Here is a 13,867-nt window from a genome sequence, read left to right on the forward strand (position 1 = left end):
CTTCAGCTCCGCCGTCTCGCCGCGGCGCGCAGCAGGCTCAGCGCGCCCACGCCAGCGAGTGCCCAGAAGAAGCTCCGATGACGATCGGTGAACATTTCGCACGAGTGCTGGGTCGCTTCGCCGTCGAATCTGCCGTGTGCCGCGTAGTCGCCGCGCACAGGCTCGAACAGATTCCCGGCAGCGCCGTTTTCCAGCGGCTCGTTCGTCAGCTGACCCGTATAGCCCGACTTCGCGAGATAGCGGTCGATGAGCGCGGGCGCAACGCGGTTCGCCAGAATCGCCTTCACAGTCGAGAACCCCACCCACACTTCGCGGCGACGGTGCGTCGCCGCGAAAAAGATGGCCCGCGCGGCGACCTCCGGTTGAAAGACCGGCGCGACGGGCCGGGCGCGCCTGCCCATCTTGTTGCGCGCCCAGTCGAATTGCGGCGTGTTGACGGCGGGCAGGTCGACCATCGTCAGATGGACCTTCAAACCGTCGTGGAGGATCTCTGAGCGCAGGGAATCCGTGAAGCCGCGAATCGCGAATTTGGCGCCGCAGTAGACAGATTGCAGCGGCACCGAGCGGTAGCCAAGCGCGGAGCCGACGTTGACGATCGTGCCCAGGTCGCGCGTGCGCATGCGGGAGAGTGCCGACATCATCCCGTGGACCTGCCCGAGGTAAGTCACCTTCGTGCCGCGTTCGATCTCGGCGGGTTCGAGCGCGGAGACCGGCGCGAACGCGGTCGCCATCGCCACGTTCACCCAGACGTCGATCGGGCCGAGCGTCTCTTCCACGTGCGATGCCGCCGCCTCGACGGCGCTCGCATCGGCGACGTCCGTGGGAAGCGCGAGCGCACGCACGCCGAAGCCCGCTTCGATCTGAGCGGCAGCCCGTGCGAGCCGGTCTTCGTCGCGCGACAGAAGCGAGACGTCATAACCGTGGCGCGCGAATTCATCTGCGGCCGCGCGTCCCACGCCCGCACCGGCGCCGGTGATGACGGCTACCTTGCGTTCCGTACTGGTGCTTCGCATCAGAGGTCTCCTCGCGCCGCAAGCGCTTCGATCCTGTCGGCCGTACGCATGGCGATTGCCTGTATGGTCAGCGACGGATTCACGCCGCCAACGGTCGGAAACACAGAGCCGTCGCAGATCCACAGATTGTCGATGTCCCAGCTCCGGCAGTCGGCATTGACCACGCTGGTCGCTGGATCGTCGCCCATGCGGGCCGTGCCGTTCAGGTGACACGTGTCGTCGGTTTCGCGCCAGACATCGCGCGCGCCGGCCGCTTCGAGCGCGAGGCTCATGAAGTCCAGCGAATGCTTGACGAGTCGCCGGTCGTTATCGCACAGCGAATACGTCACACGCGCAACGGGCAGTCCGTACTGATCCTTCTCGTCGGCGAGCGTCACGCGGTTGCGCTCCTGCGGCATGGCTTCGCCGACGATCTTCAGCCCCGCCTGATGGTTGTACTTGCGCATCTCGTCCTGCAACTGCTGGCCCCACAGACCTCGCCCGTTTTGTGTCGACGCCCACGCGACCGGCAACGGTCCCTGGCTCATATAGCAATAGCCGCCAAAGAAATCCTTGCCCTTGTCCTCGTAATTCCAGTGCTCGGTGAGCGACAGCGAAGGCGGGCCCTTGTACCAGCGGATTTCTTCGTCCATCGTGCCCCAGACCGCCTGATTCATCTGCACCATCAGATTCTTGCCGACGAGGCCGGAACTGTTGGCCAGGCCATCCGGGCAGCGGTCGGTCGCGGACATCAACAACAGGCGCGGCGTTTCGATTGCGTATCCCGCGACCACGACGTTGCGCGCCCGCTGGAATTGCCAGCGGCCTTCGCGCATGTATTCGACGCCGCTCGCGCGTCCGTCGTCGCCCATGACGATGCGGCCGACCATCGCGAGATCGCGAATCTCGGCGCCGGCGCGGACCGCCCGGGGTATCCACGTGACGAGCGCGCTCTGTTTCGCGTTGGTGGCGCAACCCGACACGCAGAAGCCGCGATACACGCACGGGTGCGCGTCGCCGCGCGGCGCCGAGACGGTGGCGAGCGGCGTCGGCGACCAGTCGATGCCGAGCGCCTCGCAGCCGCGCGCCAGCACGAGCGCGGACGCGTTCAGTTCATGCGCGCGATACGGGTAGCGCGGCCGCTTCGGTCCCCACGGATAGTTCACCGGGCCCGCGATCTTGAGCGCCTCTTCGACTTCGCCGTAGTAGCGCCACATTTCGCGCCAGTCGAGCGGCCAGTCCGCGCCGTAGCCGAGCAGCGAACGCGACTTGAACCACTCCGGACGGAAGCGCAACGAGACCATCGCGAAGTGGACGGTGCTGCCGCCCACCGCCTTGCCGCTGTTGTTGTTGCCGAGGTGAAGCGGGTCTTCGCCGTCGCAGATACGCTCGTCGGTCCAGAACAGCTTGCCCTGATGCGTCTCGTCCGAGGCGAATTCTTCGAGAGGACGCCACCATGCGCCCGCGTCGAACGCGACGACCTTGAAGCCTTTTTCGGCGAGACGGCAGGCGAGCGTACCGCCGCCCGCGCCGGTGCCGACGATCGCAAAGTCGACCGCTTCATCCTGCGGATACTCGCGCATCGGAATCCATGCGCCGGGGTGAAAGACGTCGGGCGCGCGTCCGTGCTTGCCGCGCGGGACGTGTTGCGCATCGTGCGGTGTGTCAGCGGACACGGCGATTCTCCTTGTATGCCTCGTCTTCGTGGCCGGGCCTGGCTTCCGCTGCTTCCCACGGATCGCGCCGGTCGGCCACCATGCGGACGTAGCCACGCGGATTGGCGGGTCCGCCGAAACCGATCTCGCTCCACGCATGAGGATGCGCGTAATACATTCCGCAGATGTCGTGCAGCACGCGCTTCGCAAAGAAGACCGCGCTCGGCATGCCGCGCCATTCGGGGCCGTCGAGCTTGCCTTCCTGCATGTCGGTGAGCAGCGCGTGGCGCGCGCCATCGCCGAGGCTGGCGAAGGGCAGTTCGTGACGCGTCCGGCTTGCCGCATCGAGCGCGCGAAGGCCGATGCGCCACGCGTCGCGCATGGGCGGCAGTCGGGCGTCGCGATAACCGTCGCCAACGTTTTTCGCGAGCCGCGCATCGACGAGTGCGGCCACGGGAACTTCCGGGCGCTGCCGGTCTTGCGGCACGATGCACGCGCACAACGCACCAAGCGCTCGCCATTCGACGGCATCGAAAAAACGGGGCTCGTGAGGCGTTGCCAGGCGCTCGTCGATCACGGTGCGCGTCACGTCGTCCCATGAGGGTGTATCGCGTTTCGCCGTCACGTCATAGCCAGGATAGCGGGGCAGTCCGGTCATTTCTTTTCTGTCTCCCGAAGACGGAGCGCGCCTAAAGCCGCGAGTGCGAGCGCCGAAAAGCTCGGCGGCGCTGGCAAGGGCGGGCCGTTGAACAGATTCTGGCTCCAGTTGCGCCAGCCGCCGCGAGCGCGCGCGACGCCGCGTGCATGAAAACCCACGCCGATGAAACCGAGCGTCGTCGTCACACGCAGCCATAGCCGCGTGAACCAGTGTTCGCGCGGCGGTGCGAGCGCTGCGTTGACGAGCAGCGCCGCGGCGACCGGCGGAATCACGATGGGTGCATACATGACCGGGTTCTGGAACGAACCCCTGAAATGCAGCAGCGCGACCTCGCCGAGTGTGCCGACCAGCCCGGCGCTCGTCAGCAGCGCGAGTGCCTGGCCCGCCGGCATGCCGAAGAGACGTGGCTCGTGCGCGGGCTCGTCTCGTAGCCGTTCAGACACCGCGCCCAGCGCGCCCGAGAGCAGCAAGGCCATCGGCGCGCCCATCGGCGCCGCATAGAAGAGGTTGTGCCAGCTCCATCCGCCGGGGCGCTTCGTGATGTTGTACAGATGGAAACCCGTGCCTGCGACCCCCGCGAGCGCCGCGCCCAGATAGATCGAATCGCGCACCGGATGCCGCGCCGGCTCGCGATCCGAGCCGCCATGCAGCCCCGCGAACAGCGACAGCGTGGAGACCACTAGCGGCGTGTACATTGCCGGATTGTCGAACGAGCCGCGATAGTGCTCCATCGCGCTGTCTGTCAGCACGGACAGCGCGAGCAGCGCCGAACTGTGGTTGAAGGTTCGCGCCGTGTCGATGTGCGTCCGTACCGGCGAGGCCGGCGTCTTCTTTCCGCCAAGGCGCACGAGCGCGAAAGTGGCGGCAGCGAGACCGCAACCGATAGCGATGTCGATTGATCTGGTTTGCGTCATTTTTGGCGTCTTGAATCGCGAGTCTCAAACCGCATACCGGTGTGCATCCGCATGTTTGAAGTCGAGCCCGCAGCCGGGCCGCGACCAGTCCGGCGCAATCGCGCCGTCGTGCGCACGCGGTGCGCCTTCGAAGAGCATCGATTCGATGCGTACGTGATCGTGAAACCATTCCTGATGCCGCAAACGCGGTGCCGCGCACGCCACGTGGAGATGCAGCGCGGGCGCGCAATGCGCCGAAAGCGGCACATGAAAGGCATCGCAGAGCGCGGCCACGCGCAGAAAGCCGGTGATGCCGCCGCAGCGAGTGACGTCCGCCTGCAAGACATCAACGGCTTCATTGGCGAGTAGCACGCGAAAATCGTCGAGCGTGTAGCCGTATTCCCCGGCGGCCAGTTCCATACGCGCAGGCAACGCATTGCGCAGCGATGCGAGGCCGGCCACGTCATCGGACGAAACCGGCTCTTCGAACCATTCCACGCCGTGGGCCGCGAATGCTTCGGCGTAGAACAGCGCCTGCTTGCGATCCAGCGCGCCGTTTGCATCGACAAAAAGGCCGGCATGATAGCCAATGGCTTCGCGGGCCACTTCCACGCGATGCGGATCGCGCGACGGCTCGGTGCCGATCTTGATCTTGACCCAGCGGCATCCGTCTTCGTGCACCCAGCGGCCGAGCTGCTCACGCATTTCGTCGTCCGTGTAAGTGGTGAAGCCGCCGCTGCCATAAAGCGGAACGTGGCTGCGGGCCGCGCCGAGAAGCCGCGCGAGCGGCATGTCGAGCAACCTCGCCTTGACGTCCCATAGCGCGCAGTCCAGCGCCGAGATGGCGGTCGCGGTGATTCCCGAACGGCCGATGTTGCGCACGCGCTGCTGCATGCGGAGCCACAGCGCACTGACATTCCACGCGTCCTCGCCGATCAGCGCCGAAGCCAGCGTAGCCTCGATGAACTGCGCGGTGGCCGCGTCGTTGTAGGTGTAGCCGATGCCGGTCTTGCCCGCGGCCGTGACCTCTGCCACGACGAGCGTAGTGGACTGCCACGCGTAGGTGCCGTCCGCTTCCGGGCGATCGGTCGGAATGGTGTAGGCTCGGGTCCGGACGGATTCGACCGGCGCTTCACGATGGGTCAGGTGCATGGCGCGCTCGCCTACTTGTCCTTATGACCCGGCAGCACCGCGCCGAGCACCTGCTTCGCCGTACTGATGATCACGTTGCCCTCGTTGGGATCGCCTTCGAACAGCGTCGTGGCGAATGCTTTGGCCTGTTGCAGCTTGATATGCGGCGGCAGCGGCGGTACGTTGGGATCGGCCTTGACCTCGATGACAACCGGACGATCGGAGGCCAGCGCGTCGTCCCACGCCGCAGCCATGCGCGCCGCGTCGTCGACATAAATGCCGCGCAAGCCAATCAGTTCCGCAAAGCGGTGATACGGCACCGACGGAATGTCTTGCGACGCCTCGAACTTCGGGTCTCCGTTCATGACCCGCTGTTCCCACGTGACCTGGTTCAGGTCCTCGTTATTGAGCACCATGCAGATCCAGCGCGGATCGGCCCATTGTTTCCAGTACTTCGATACGGTGATGAGTTCGGCCATGTTGTTCATCTGCATTGCGCCGTCGCCGACGAGCGCGATGACGGGTCGCTCCGGATGTGCGAACTTCGCGGCAATGGCGTAGGGCACCGCTGCGCCCATCGACGCGAGTCCGCCCGAAAGCGAGCACATCATGCCGCGCTTGATCTTGAGATCGCGTGCGTACCAGTTCGCGCACGATCCCGAATCGCTGGTCACGATCGCATTGGGCGGCACGCGCGGCGACAGGTCCCACACCGTGCGCTGCGGATTCACGCCGCTCGCGCCGGATTCAAGCGCGCGCTTTTCGAGTTTCTTCCACCAGTCTTCCATCCAGCCTTCGATGTCCTTGCGCCATTCGCGCTCCGTCTTCTTCTCCAGCAACGGAAGAAGCGCGCGCAAGGTCTCGGCGCTGTCCCCGACAAGATTGACTTCCATCGGATAACGAATTGAAAGCATGTCGGGCTTGATGTCGATCTGCACGCCGCGTGCCGCGCCTTCTTTCGGCAGGAACTCCGAATAGGGAAAGCCCGAACCGATCATCAGCAAGGTGTCGCAACCGGTCATCAGCGTGTAGCTCGGTTCGGTCCCGAGCAAACCAATCGAGCCGGTGACGAACGGCAGGTCGTCGGGCAAGGCCGCCTTGCCGAGCAGCGCCTTCGCCACACCCGCGCCGAGTTTTTCGGCGACGGCGATGACTTCGTCTGTCGGGTGAAGCGCGCCCGCACCAACAAATATCGCAACCTTCTTGCCGGCGTTGAGGACTTCGGCGGCGCGTTTGAGGTCGTCGGCGTAAGGCACGATCTTCGGCTCGCTGTAACCGACGCCCGAATGCACGGTGCCGTGCTTGCGCGGCGGCGGCTCGTACTTGAGTTCCTGAAGGTCATTCGGCAACACGATTGCCGTGACCGTGCGCTCGCCGAGCGCCGTTCGAATGGCGCGATCGACCAGATGACGAATCTGCGACGGCACGCTCGCCTGCTGCACGAACGCGCCCGCAACGTCCTTGAACATCGCCTCGAGATCGACCTCCTGCTGATAGTGGCCGCCAAGCGACGCGCGGGCCTGCTGGCCGGCAATGGCGAGCACCGGCATGTGGTCGAGGCGCGCGTCGTAAAGACCGGTCAATAGATGCGCGGCGCCGGGGCCCGACGTCGCGAGGCACACACCCAGCTCGCCCGTGAACTTGGCATGCGCGGAAGCCATGAACGCGGCCATCTCTTCGTGCCGCGTCTGGATGAATTCGATCTTGCCGTTGGCGCGATTGAGCGCGCCCAGAATGCCGTTGATGCCATCGCCCGGATAGCCGTAGATGCGGCGCACGCCCCAGGAATGAAGTCGGTCAACGAGAAAATCCGCGACAGTGGTAGTCATGCGGTACTCCTTGGTGGCATGGAAAGCTGAGCCATTACAAGTCATTTATGTCACAACATGACGCAATTACCGTACCGCACCCACCGGCGTCCGCTATGAACGCGCAATCTTCATTTGCCAGACATCCACGGGTTGCCGCTGCAACGCTTAACACCAGCCAATAACGTCGCTAAGACGCTCCAGGAGTTTGTCCTGAAGGGTGGGGAGCGGCGGCTTGCATGACCAGGTCCGGTGAAATCTTTATCGCTTCGATTGCAAATTCCGACGTTGGGCAGGCTTGCAGCACTGCGCAGGCATCTGTCAGAGAGCCGGTAAGCGGCAGGATTGCAGCAAACCCGCCGGGCTGGGCCATTGTGTCTTGCCGACGGGCTCGAAGTCGGTCACGGCGAGCGGTTCGCACGTTGCGCTCATTGCGTCTGTCTCCGAGATAGTCTCGACCTCTGCCGTACGCCCATCATTTCCTCAGCTTCTCGTGCAACACAGCGACGTCGCGCGTGGCGACCGGCATCGCACGATTTCGCATGACCTGCGCACGAAGCTCAGCACGCGCCCAATCTCGGCGTCGGTGAACCGGTTCGCGAACGCCGGCATCTTGCGGCGCTCCGGCCCGTTCAGCGTCTGCGGGCTATTGCCGCCTTCCAGAAGCAGCCGCATCAGCGACGTGTTTTCCGCCGCCACCACGGCAGGATTGCCCGCCAGCACGGGGAACTTGCCAGAATGACGGCAGGCACCTATCGCGCCTTGGCGTTGCTCGACAACGACCTCGGCCCCGACGGGGCAAAAATGGTTGCACGCCTGCTTGTCATGAATCAGCGTCGACTGGGTGGTCAGTTGCAGCATTCCGCACTGCTGGACATGACATCTAAATCCGATCGGATCGAACTGGTTCGCTCGCACGTTCGCCGCAACCTGCGCAATCCCCTCACCATCCAGGAGCTCGCGGAAGTGGCGAACCTCAGCCCTCGACAGTTCCGCCGTGCGTTCGTGGCCGAGACCGGTCAGTCGCCCGCCAAGGCTGTCGAACAGCTTCGTCTGGAAGCAGTCAGATTCATGGTCGAGCAAGGCCGCCATACGATCAGCGTGGTGGCGCAGGAAACGGGTTTCGCAGACCGGGAATGGATGCGCCGCGCATTCGTCCGAACGTATGGCGTACTGGCCGGTGTCCTGCGCAGGAGCGCCCGGGGGAACCCGCCACCCGAAACGGAAGTTGTTGCGGTTCAGCGAGGTCTGTCCACGAGCGGCTCACTCAACGATGGCCAGATGGCCGATGTCCGCGCTAAAGAGACGTTCAGCTGTCGGCGGCGAGGCGATGACGAGCGTCTGAAATTGGCCGATCGGTTCACTTCGCAAGCGGCCGCTTATTGGCGCTCCAGTGGCTCTGTCGCGATAAGAACCGAACGGCGATCGAGATCGATATGCGAAGTACAACTTATATTGCGAGGTCGTAGAACTGATCAGCGGCCGACGGATGGGTTCCGCGAACACACTTCATCCGCCCTTTCGTGATCATGTGCATCAACTCGATTCCGGCCAGAAGGATCCGGGCACAGCGAAAACTCTTGAACCCCAGCATGGGTCGCGTTCGCCGCTTGATCGCCCTATGGTCCTGCTCAACCAGGTTATTAAGATTTTTCGACTGGCGGATCTTGATGGGCGTTTCGCGGTCGGCATTGATCCCATCGAGCGCGGCGAGATTGGCACCGCTTTTGTCGATGTTCACTGTATCGGGCGCGCCATTCCAGACGATCGATTTCTCGAAGTAACGCCGGGCTGCAGTCTTGTCCCGATGGGCACGTAGCAGAAAGTCGATGGTGTTGCCGTCCTTATCGACGGCTCGATAAAGATATCGCCATTCGCCCTTGACGCGAATGTACGTCTCGTCCATGCGCCAGCTCTTGCCAACTGGCCGCTTGCGCAGGCGAAACGCTTTCTCCAGCACCGGCAACAGCTTGACGGCCCAGCGGTGCACAGTCGAATGATCGACCGAAACGCCGCGCTCGGCCATCATGTCTTCGAGGTGCCGCAGGCTCAGAGGATAGGCTACATACCAGCGCACGCAGGTCAGAATCACGTCCAGCGGAAAATGCAGGCGCTTGAGCACTCGGGCCACTACCGGATTCAACGTCTTCATCGGGCTTTCAGTTGTTCGTGTCGTTCAGTACATCATAACGGAGCGTCTTACTGCAACAGATCCTCGTCGAGTTCCCATCCGTCTCGCGCAAGGTTGGCAAGTGCCATGTCGCGCCCCCGTTTTCCAATCTTATCGACCAATTGCGACGAAAACAGGCGTATCGCAAGTCTCACTGGCCGCATCGAAGTCAGCGACTGCGCGATCGTACTCAGCGATTAGCGAATCCATTTGGGCCTTTAGCTCAGGCGTAGGAACGTAGTTCAATTGCTGAATCTGCCGTCCAACGCGCACCTGCTCCTGAGCGAGGAAATGCAGCCTGTTGGCGCACCGCTGCTTACGTTGGAGGTCTGTATTGCTCATGATTTTCCCTATTCCGCAAAGACTTCCTGCAAGGTCCGCAGGGTGTCCAACAACGTCTTATCGGCAACCGCACCCTCTTTCTTAACCAGGCGCACCTTGTCTACTGCGCGAACCTGATCCAGGAGGATCAAACCCTGTTTGCGCTTGAACGTCACGGAAACCCGAAACGGCGCTGGACGGCCCTTGGAAGTCATCGGCGCGACGATGACGGTGCGCAAGTGGTCGTGCATTTCCGGAGGCGAAACGACGACACAGGGGCGCGTCTTCTGAATCTCGCTACCAAGCGTCGGATCAAGTGCGACCAACCAGACTTCCCCCCGCATTACCATGCAAGCTCCGCGTCATCGGCATTCGAAAACTCGCCCATGGCCAGCGCATCGTCGCCGCTCTCGGCCAGAGCCTTGCTTGCTTCCGCCCAACCCTCACGGGCTTTGTGCTTTGGGCGGCGCAGAACAATCGCGTCGTTCTCGACTTCCATCTCCACCTCGCTCTCCAGCCCGAGTTGCGCGAGGACAGGCTTGGGAATCAGCACGCCCTGCGAGTTCCCCATTCTGCGAATCGTCGTCTTCATGAATCCTCCAAGGTAAGAACAATGTTAATCCGTTGCGCCGCGAAAGTAAAGACAATGTTATAACGTTCGACGTTGCTTGTCTGGCCCGCCGAATCGGAGATGACTGTCACAACACGTCGCGAAACATCTGTCGCAGCTTTTTATCGGACACGGCCAGATAGGGCAAAATGTGGTCAAGCTCCGCATGACCTAGAAGCTGTTGCACCGTCTCAATATCGTGCCCTTGCTCGATGAGATTGCTGGCAAACGAGCGTCGACCCGAATGCGACGATCCCCCGCGTATCCCGGCATCTCTGTAGAGTTTTGTGACGTGGGCTTGGAGGCTGTCACACGCAAAGTAATCAACCCGCTGGCCGGCCTCGTTGATGCGCCGCTTAGTGCTCATCGCAAACTTGCGGGCCTTGCCAGCAAGGACTAGACAGGTAGACGGCGCGAGTCCGCGATAGCGGTCGGCGGTTAGTTCGGTTCCGATGCCTCGCGCAATGCGATGGCTCAGATAGCACTCCAGAGCCGAAACCGTTTTTGCATGCGTGAGATAGATACATCGCTGCCGACAACCCTTCGTAATTGCAGCGCGAAGGCTGACCTCTGAACGGATTGCGCCCGAAGGAAACAGCACGTCTTGAACCTCGATTTGAGCTATTTCGCTGACGCGCATTCCGCACGTAATGCCTAGCAGTAGTACGAGACAATCGCGCGCAGGATGGCGCGATGTTGCAGACGTGACGGCGAGTAGATGCCGGATTTGAGCCGGTCGGAGTGTTGCAGCTTGGGTCATGGGCCCTCTGAATAGGATCAGTTAAAGAAATATTCAGAGAGAGATTTGATGAGGCTCTTTTTCAAGCGTATCACGGCTTGTTTGTTCGATACCTCGGAAAAGCGGCCACCGCAGGCGAAAAAAAGCCGACCGCGAAGGGTCGGCTAAATGTTCTGCGCATTCTTAGGGCCGTGGCAGAACCTGAGAGACTTCGTAAAGGATAGCGGCGAGCGTCGGCATCAAACCATCAATAAGAGGCCGAAGGGCCGCTCATTTCGCAGCAACATGAGCCCGGACGGGCTTCAGTGCTTCCTTTGCCAGCCTGCGGAAAGAATGCCGGCGGCCGGCAGCGTCACAAAGATGGCTCCGCTCGCGCCTCAGGAATCCGCCTTGCTCGGTCCGGGAAGGACAGGACGGGAGGACGCCATGTGTTACGGGAAGCCTGATGATTTGCTCCAACTTGTGATCGGGAAGCGCGATCTACCAACAAACGATCTCGGTCATACACCGTTGGACGACTTCGAGCACTTTTGTGCCTATACGGGCTGCGCTGAGCAGGAACTTGGTCCACGGGCCTTTGCGTTCGTCAGACTGGCATACGTGACCGCCGGATTGAGCCGCCGTGAATACAAGCGTGCTCCGCTCGGCGCCGAATTGGAGAGTGCCTGCGCAAACATTTCCATGCTCCTTCGCGACCGACCACCAGGGACCACTGCAGACATTACCGAGAATAGCGTGCTGTACTGGGACGGCGTTAGGTTGACCGGTGCGCACCTCTCTGTGGACGAGCCGGGCGGCGTCCTGGATCCCTTCGAGCCTGAGGACCTTCTGCCGCAAATCAGGGAGAACGTTGCAGCCTGGATAATGCGCCCTGCTTTCACTTTTCGGCCGTCGCTGCTCGAGTGGCTCGACGACACGCGTGCGCAGGAGCCATCGCGGTGATATTCGCTCTGCGGCTGCGGGCCCGAACAACGGGGGGGAGGGAAAGTGGACTGGCTATGGACTTGGGGTGGCAAGAGCTTCGGCTATCGGGACGGGGACGACCTGTGGGCGCGCGACGGCCGTAACGTTGGGCGCTTCGTCGGGGACGAGGTGTTCGCCCCGGACGGCACATACTTGGGCGAGATGATGGGCACTAGCCGATTGATTACTTGCGAAGCGAAAATGGGCAGGAGGACAACCGGCTTTCATCCGCAGGACCGTCGGATAGTCCACACGGTCTATCCTGACTACAGCGCCTACCCAACGGACGCGGGTTACCAGGAATTTCCGGCACCCGACGCGCTTGCATGAACGGCGACGAACTCATTTGCGAACTTCCCGTGTCGACCCTCATGCGACGTTCATGTTATCGCGGCGAGCGGCCGCAGTAGCGGTGATTGTGTTGAAAAAGTCTGCCGACGCGCGGATTGTTCGGTATCCTGGAAGACATCGATCGACGGGAGTGAGTCGTCATGATGGGTCAACTGGGCAGCGGACAGGACAAACTTTTCTACTCGTTCAACCTCGATAATCACGTCCCTCGCGAGCACCTGTTGAGAGGCATTGATCACTTCCTGGATCTGAGTGATCTACGCCGGCATCTCGCGCCGTACTACAGTCCGATGGGACGGCCATCGGTTGATCCGGAGCTCATGATCCGCATGTTGATCGTCGGCTACTGTTTCGGCATCCGGTCAGAGCGCAGGCTATGCGAAGAGGTGCATCTGAATCTGGCGTATCGATTGTTCTGCCGCCTGAGCCTGGAGGACGCCGTACCGGAACACTCGACATTCTCCAAGAACCGCCACGGTCGCTTCCGCGATAGCGATGTGCTACGCCATGTGTTCGAGTCGGTAGTGGGTCGATGCATGTCCGAAGGGCTCGTAAAGGGTGAAGGATTCGCGATTGACGCGAGCATCATCAGAGCCGATGCGAGCTCTGTACGCGGTGTTCCGGGTTCTGAGCCCATCGACTGGGGTTGCGTCAAGGGCCAAAGCCGTGCGGTGCGGGAGTATCTGGAAGCATTGGAAGAAGCGAATCCGGCAAGCACCGAAGTGGCGGAGAAGGCAGAGACATCGAAGCCGCCAAAGAGGGTATCTCTGACGGATCCCGCCGCGAGCTGGACAGCCGCGAAGGGCGGCTTGCCGTTCTTCGCCTACTCGACCAATTATCTGATTGACCTGCAGGCAGGGATCATCGTGGACGTCGAGGCGACGCCCGCGAACCGGTCGCACGAAGTGGAATCAACCAGGACGATGATTGACCGCGTTGAGCGGCGGCATGATCTCAAACCTCGACGTCTTGCAGGCGACACCGCGTATGGCTCAGCGGCGATGCTTGCCTGGATGATCGAAGAGAAAGGAATTGCACCACATGTTCCGGTCTGGGATAAAACCGCACGCAAGGACAATACATTGTCCAGCATCGAGTTCAAATGGGATGAACTGGCCAATGAATATCGCTGCCCCACCGGGCACGCACTACGCAGTGATCGGCGCAAGTTCAGAAATCCGCGCTCGCGAATCACGAAGGCTGACACGATAATCTATCGGGCAAGCCAGTTTGACTGTGAGAACTGTTCGATGAAGGATCGCTGCTGCCCGAATACACCATTCCGCAAGATTGCTCGAAGCATCCATGAAGCTGCGCGTGACAAAACGAGACGTATTGCGAACACGCCTGAATACAATCAATCTTGTCGAGAGCGAAAGAAGGTGGAAATGCTCTTCGCCCATCTCAAACGTATCTTGAAACTGGACCGTCTGCGACTGCGCGGTCCAAGCGGTGCCCATGATGAGTTCCTGATGGCAGCGACTGCGCAAAATCTGCGAAGAATGGCCAAGCGGCTAGTGCCAGGAAGCAAGCAGATGAACCAGGCAGTCGCATGACGGGCAACGGGGATCGTTGC

The 13,867-nt window shown here is 61.9% G+C and carries 13 protein-coding genes and 1 pseudogene; 4 read left to right on the forward strand and 10 right to left on the reverse strand.

Annotated elements, in window-relative coordinates; translation table 11 throughout:
• Positions 1-2 precede the first annotated feature (2 nt).
• Genes OH764_RS36510 through OH764_RS36535 form a run of 6 tightly spaced genes read right to left on the reverse strand, consistent with a single transcriptional unit; the run spans position 3 to position 7,158 of the window.
• Positions 3-1,013 carry an SDR family oxidoreductase gene (locus tag OH764_RS36510; protein ID WP_498851824.1) on the reverse strand — a complete coding sequence of 337 codons (1,011 nt, stop codon included), beginning with the start codon at positions 1,011-1,013 and terminating at the stop codon, positions 3-5.
• The gene (locus OH764_RS36515; protein WP_498851825.1) at positions 1,013-2,668 is read right to left on the reverse strand and encodes a GMC family oxidoreductase; all 1,656 of its coding nucleotides are present in this window, start codon (positions 2,666-2,668) and stop codon (positions 1,013-1,015) included. The genes OH764_RS36510 and OH764_RS36515 overlap by 1 nt, the downstream gene beginning before the upstream one ends.
• Entirely contained in the window at positions 2,658-3,305 is a 648-nt protein-coding gene (locus tag OH764_RS36520) for a gluconate 2-dehydrogenase subunit 3 family protein (protein ID WP_498851826.1), read from the reverse strand. The genes OH764_RS36515 and OH764_RS36520 overlap by 11 nt, the downstream gene beginning before the upstream one ends.
• Positions 3,302-4,219 (reverse strand): hypothetical protein, encoded by a 918-nt coding sequence (locus OH764_RS36525; protein WP_498851827.1) that lies wholly within the window; start codon positions 4,217-4,219, stop codon positions 3,302-3,304. The genes OH764_RS36520 and OH764_RS36525 overlap by 4 nt, the downstream gene beginning before the upstream one ends.
• Positions 4,220-4,243: 24 nt before the next feature.
• A complete protein-coding gene (locus OH764_RS36530; RefSeq protein WP_498851828.1) occupies positions 4,244-5,350 on the reverse strand; it encodes an enolase-like domain-containing protein in 1,107 nt (368 codons plus the stop codon).
• Positions 5,351-5,361: 11 nt separating this feature from the next.
• Positions 5,362-7,158, reverse strand: coding sequence for a pyruvate oxidase (locus OH764_RS36535; protein WP_498851829.1), 1,797 nt, complete (start codon positions 7,156-7,158; stop codon positions 5,362-5,364).
• Positions 7,159-7,869: 711 nt separating this feature from the next.
• On the opposite strand from OH764_RS36535, the pseudogene OH764_RS36540 reads away from it, so the two are divergent.
• Positions 7,870-8,349 (forward strand): annotated as a pseudogene (locus OH764_RS36540) (helix-turn-helix domain-containing protein); the annotation flags it as partial.
• A gap of 238 nt (positions 8,350-8,587) precedes the next feature.
• Here the strand turns inward: OH764_RS36540 and OH764_RS36545 are convergent.
• From OH764_RS36545 to OH764_RS36560, 4 genes are all read right to left on the reverse strand, one after another.
• A complete protein-coding gene (locus OH764_RS36545) occupies positions 8,588-9,289 on the reverse strand; it encodes an IS6 family transposase (RefSeq protein ID WP_498851830.1) in 702 nt (233 codons plus the stop codon).
• 368 nt (positions 9,290-9,657) lie between these two features.
• Positions 9,658-9,978 carry a type II toxin-antitoxin system PemK/MazF family toxin gene (locus tag OH764_RS36550; protein WP_440785190.1) on the reverse strand — a complete coding sequence of 107 codons (321 nt, stop codon included), beginning with the start codon at positions 9,976-9,978 and terminating at the stop codon, positions 9,658-9,660.
• The gene (locus OH764_RS36555) at positions 9,972-10,220 is read right to left on the reverse strand and encodes an AbrB/MazE/SpoVT family DNA-binding domain-containing protein (RefSeq protein WP_440785191.1); all 249 of its coding nucleotides are present in this window, start codon (positions 10,218-10,220) and stop codon (positions 9,972-9,974) included. Before OH764_RS36555 ends, OH764_RS36550 begins: the two co-directional genes overlap by 7 nt.
• A 106-nt stretch (positions 10,221-10,326) precedes the next feature.
• The gene (locus tag OH764_RS36560; RefSeq protein WP_498851831.1) at positions 10,327-10,998 is read right to left on the reverse strand and encodes a tyrosine-type recombinase/integrase; all 672 of its coding nucleotides are present in this window, start codon (positions 10,996-10,998) and stop codon (positions 10,327-10,329) included.
• Between the two features lie 147 nt (positions 10,999-11,145).
• On the opposite strand from OH764_RS36560, the gene OH764_RS36565 reads away from it, so the two are divergent.
• The 3 genes from OH764_RS36565 to OH764_RS36575 all read left to right on the forward strand — a co-directional run bounded on the left by OH764_RS36565 (position 11,146) and on the right by OH764_RS36575 (position 13,847).
• Complete coding sequence (locus OH764_RS36565; protein WP_498851832.1) at positions 11,146-11,919, forward strand: hypothetical protein; 774 nt, start codon at positions 11,146-11,148, stop codon at positions 11,917-11,919.
• A gap of 45 nt (positions 11,920-11,964) precedes the next feature.
• The gene (locus OH764_RS36570) at positions 11,965-12,270 is read left to right on the forward strand and encodes a macro domain-containing protein (protein ID WP_498851833.1); all 306 of its coding nucleotides are present in this window, start codon (positions 11,965-11,967) and stop codon (positions 12,268-12,270) included.
• A 161-nt stretch (positions 12,271-12,431) separates the two neighbouring features.
• Positions 12,432-13,847: a transposase gene (locus tag OH764_RS36575; protein ID WP_498851834.1), complete on the forward strand. Its 1,416-nt coding sequence runs from the start codon at positions 12,432-12,434 to the stop codon at positions 13,845-13,847.
• The last annotated feature ends 20 nt before the right edge of the window (positions 13,848-13,867 follow it).

It is taken from the genome of Burkholderia sp. M6-3, assembly GCF_050858985.1.
GTDB classification, from domain to species: Bacteria; Pseudomonadota; Gammaproteobacteria; order Burkholderiales; family Burkholderiaceae; genus Paraburkholderia; species Paraburkholderia caledonica.

What these genes read in the sequence shown, in the direction of transcription:
- OH764_RS36535 (WP_498851829.1), bottom strand. Translation starts at nt 7,158, where the DNA reads ATGACTACCACTGTCGCGGATTTTCTCGTTGACCGACTTCATTCCTGG.
- OH764_RS36530 (WP_498851828.1), bottom strand. Translation starts at nt 5,350, where the DNA reads ATGCACCTGACCCATCGTGAAGCGCCGGTCGAATCCGTCCGGACCCGA.
- OH764_RS36520 (WP_498851826.1), bottom strand. Translation starts at nt 3,305, where the DNA reads ATGACCGGACTGCCCCGCTATCCTGGCTATGACGTGACGGCGAAACGC.
- OH764_RS36575 (WP_498851834.1), top strand. Translation starts at nt 12,432, where the DNA reads ATGATGGGTCAACTGGGCAGCGGACAGGACAAACTTTTCTACTCGTTC.
- OH764_RS36510 (WP_498851824.1), bottom strand. Translation starts at nt 1,013, where the DNA reads ATGCGAAGCACCAGTACGGAACGCAAGGTAGCCGTCATCACCGGCGCC.
- OH764_RS36525 (WP_498851827.1), bottom strand. Translation starts at nt 4,219, where the DNA reads ATGACGCAAACCAGATCAATCGACATCGCTATCGGTTGCGGTCTCGCT.
- OH764_RS36555 (WP_440785191.1), bottom strand. Translation starts at nt 10,220, where the DNA reads ATGAAGACGACGATTCGCAGAATGGGGAACTCGCAGGGCGTGCTGATT.
- OH764_RS36545 (WP_498851830.1), bottom strand. Translation starts at nt 9,289, where the DNA reads ATGAAGACGTTGAATCCGGTAGTGGCCCGAGTGCTCAAGCGCCTGCAT.
- OH764_RS36560 (WP_498851831.1), bottom strand. Translation starts at nt 10,998, where the DNA reads ATGACCCAAGCTGCAACACTCCGACCGGCTCAAATCCGGCATCTACTC.
- OH764_RS36565 (WP_498851832.1), top strand. Translation starts at nt 11,146, where the DNA reads ATGTTCTGCGCATTCTTAGGGCCGTGGCAGAACCTGAGAGACTTCGTA.
- OH764_RS36550 (WP_440785190.1), bottom strand. Translation starts at nt 9,978, where the DNA reads ATGGTAATGCGGGGGGAAGTCTGGTTGGTCGCACTTGATCCGACGCTT.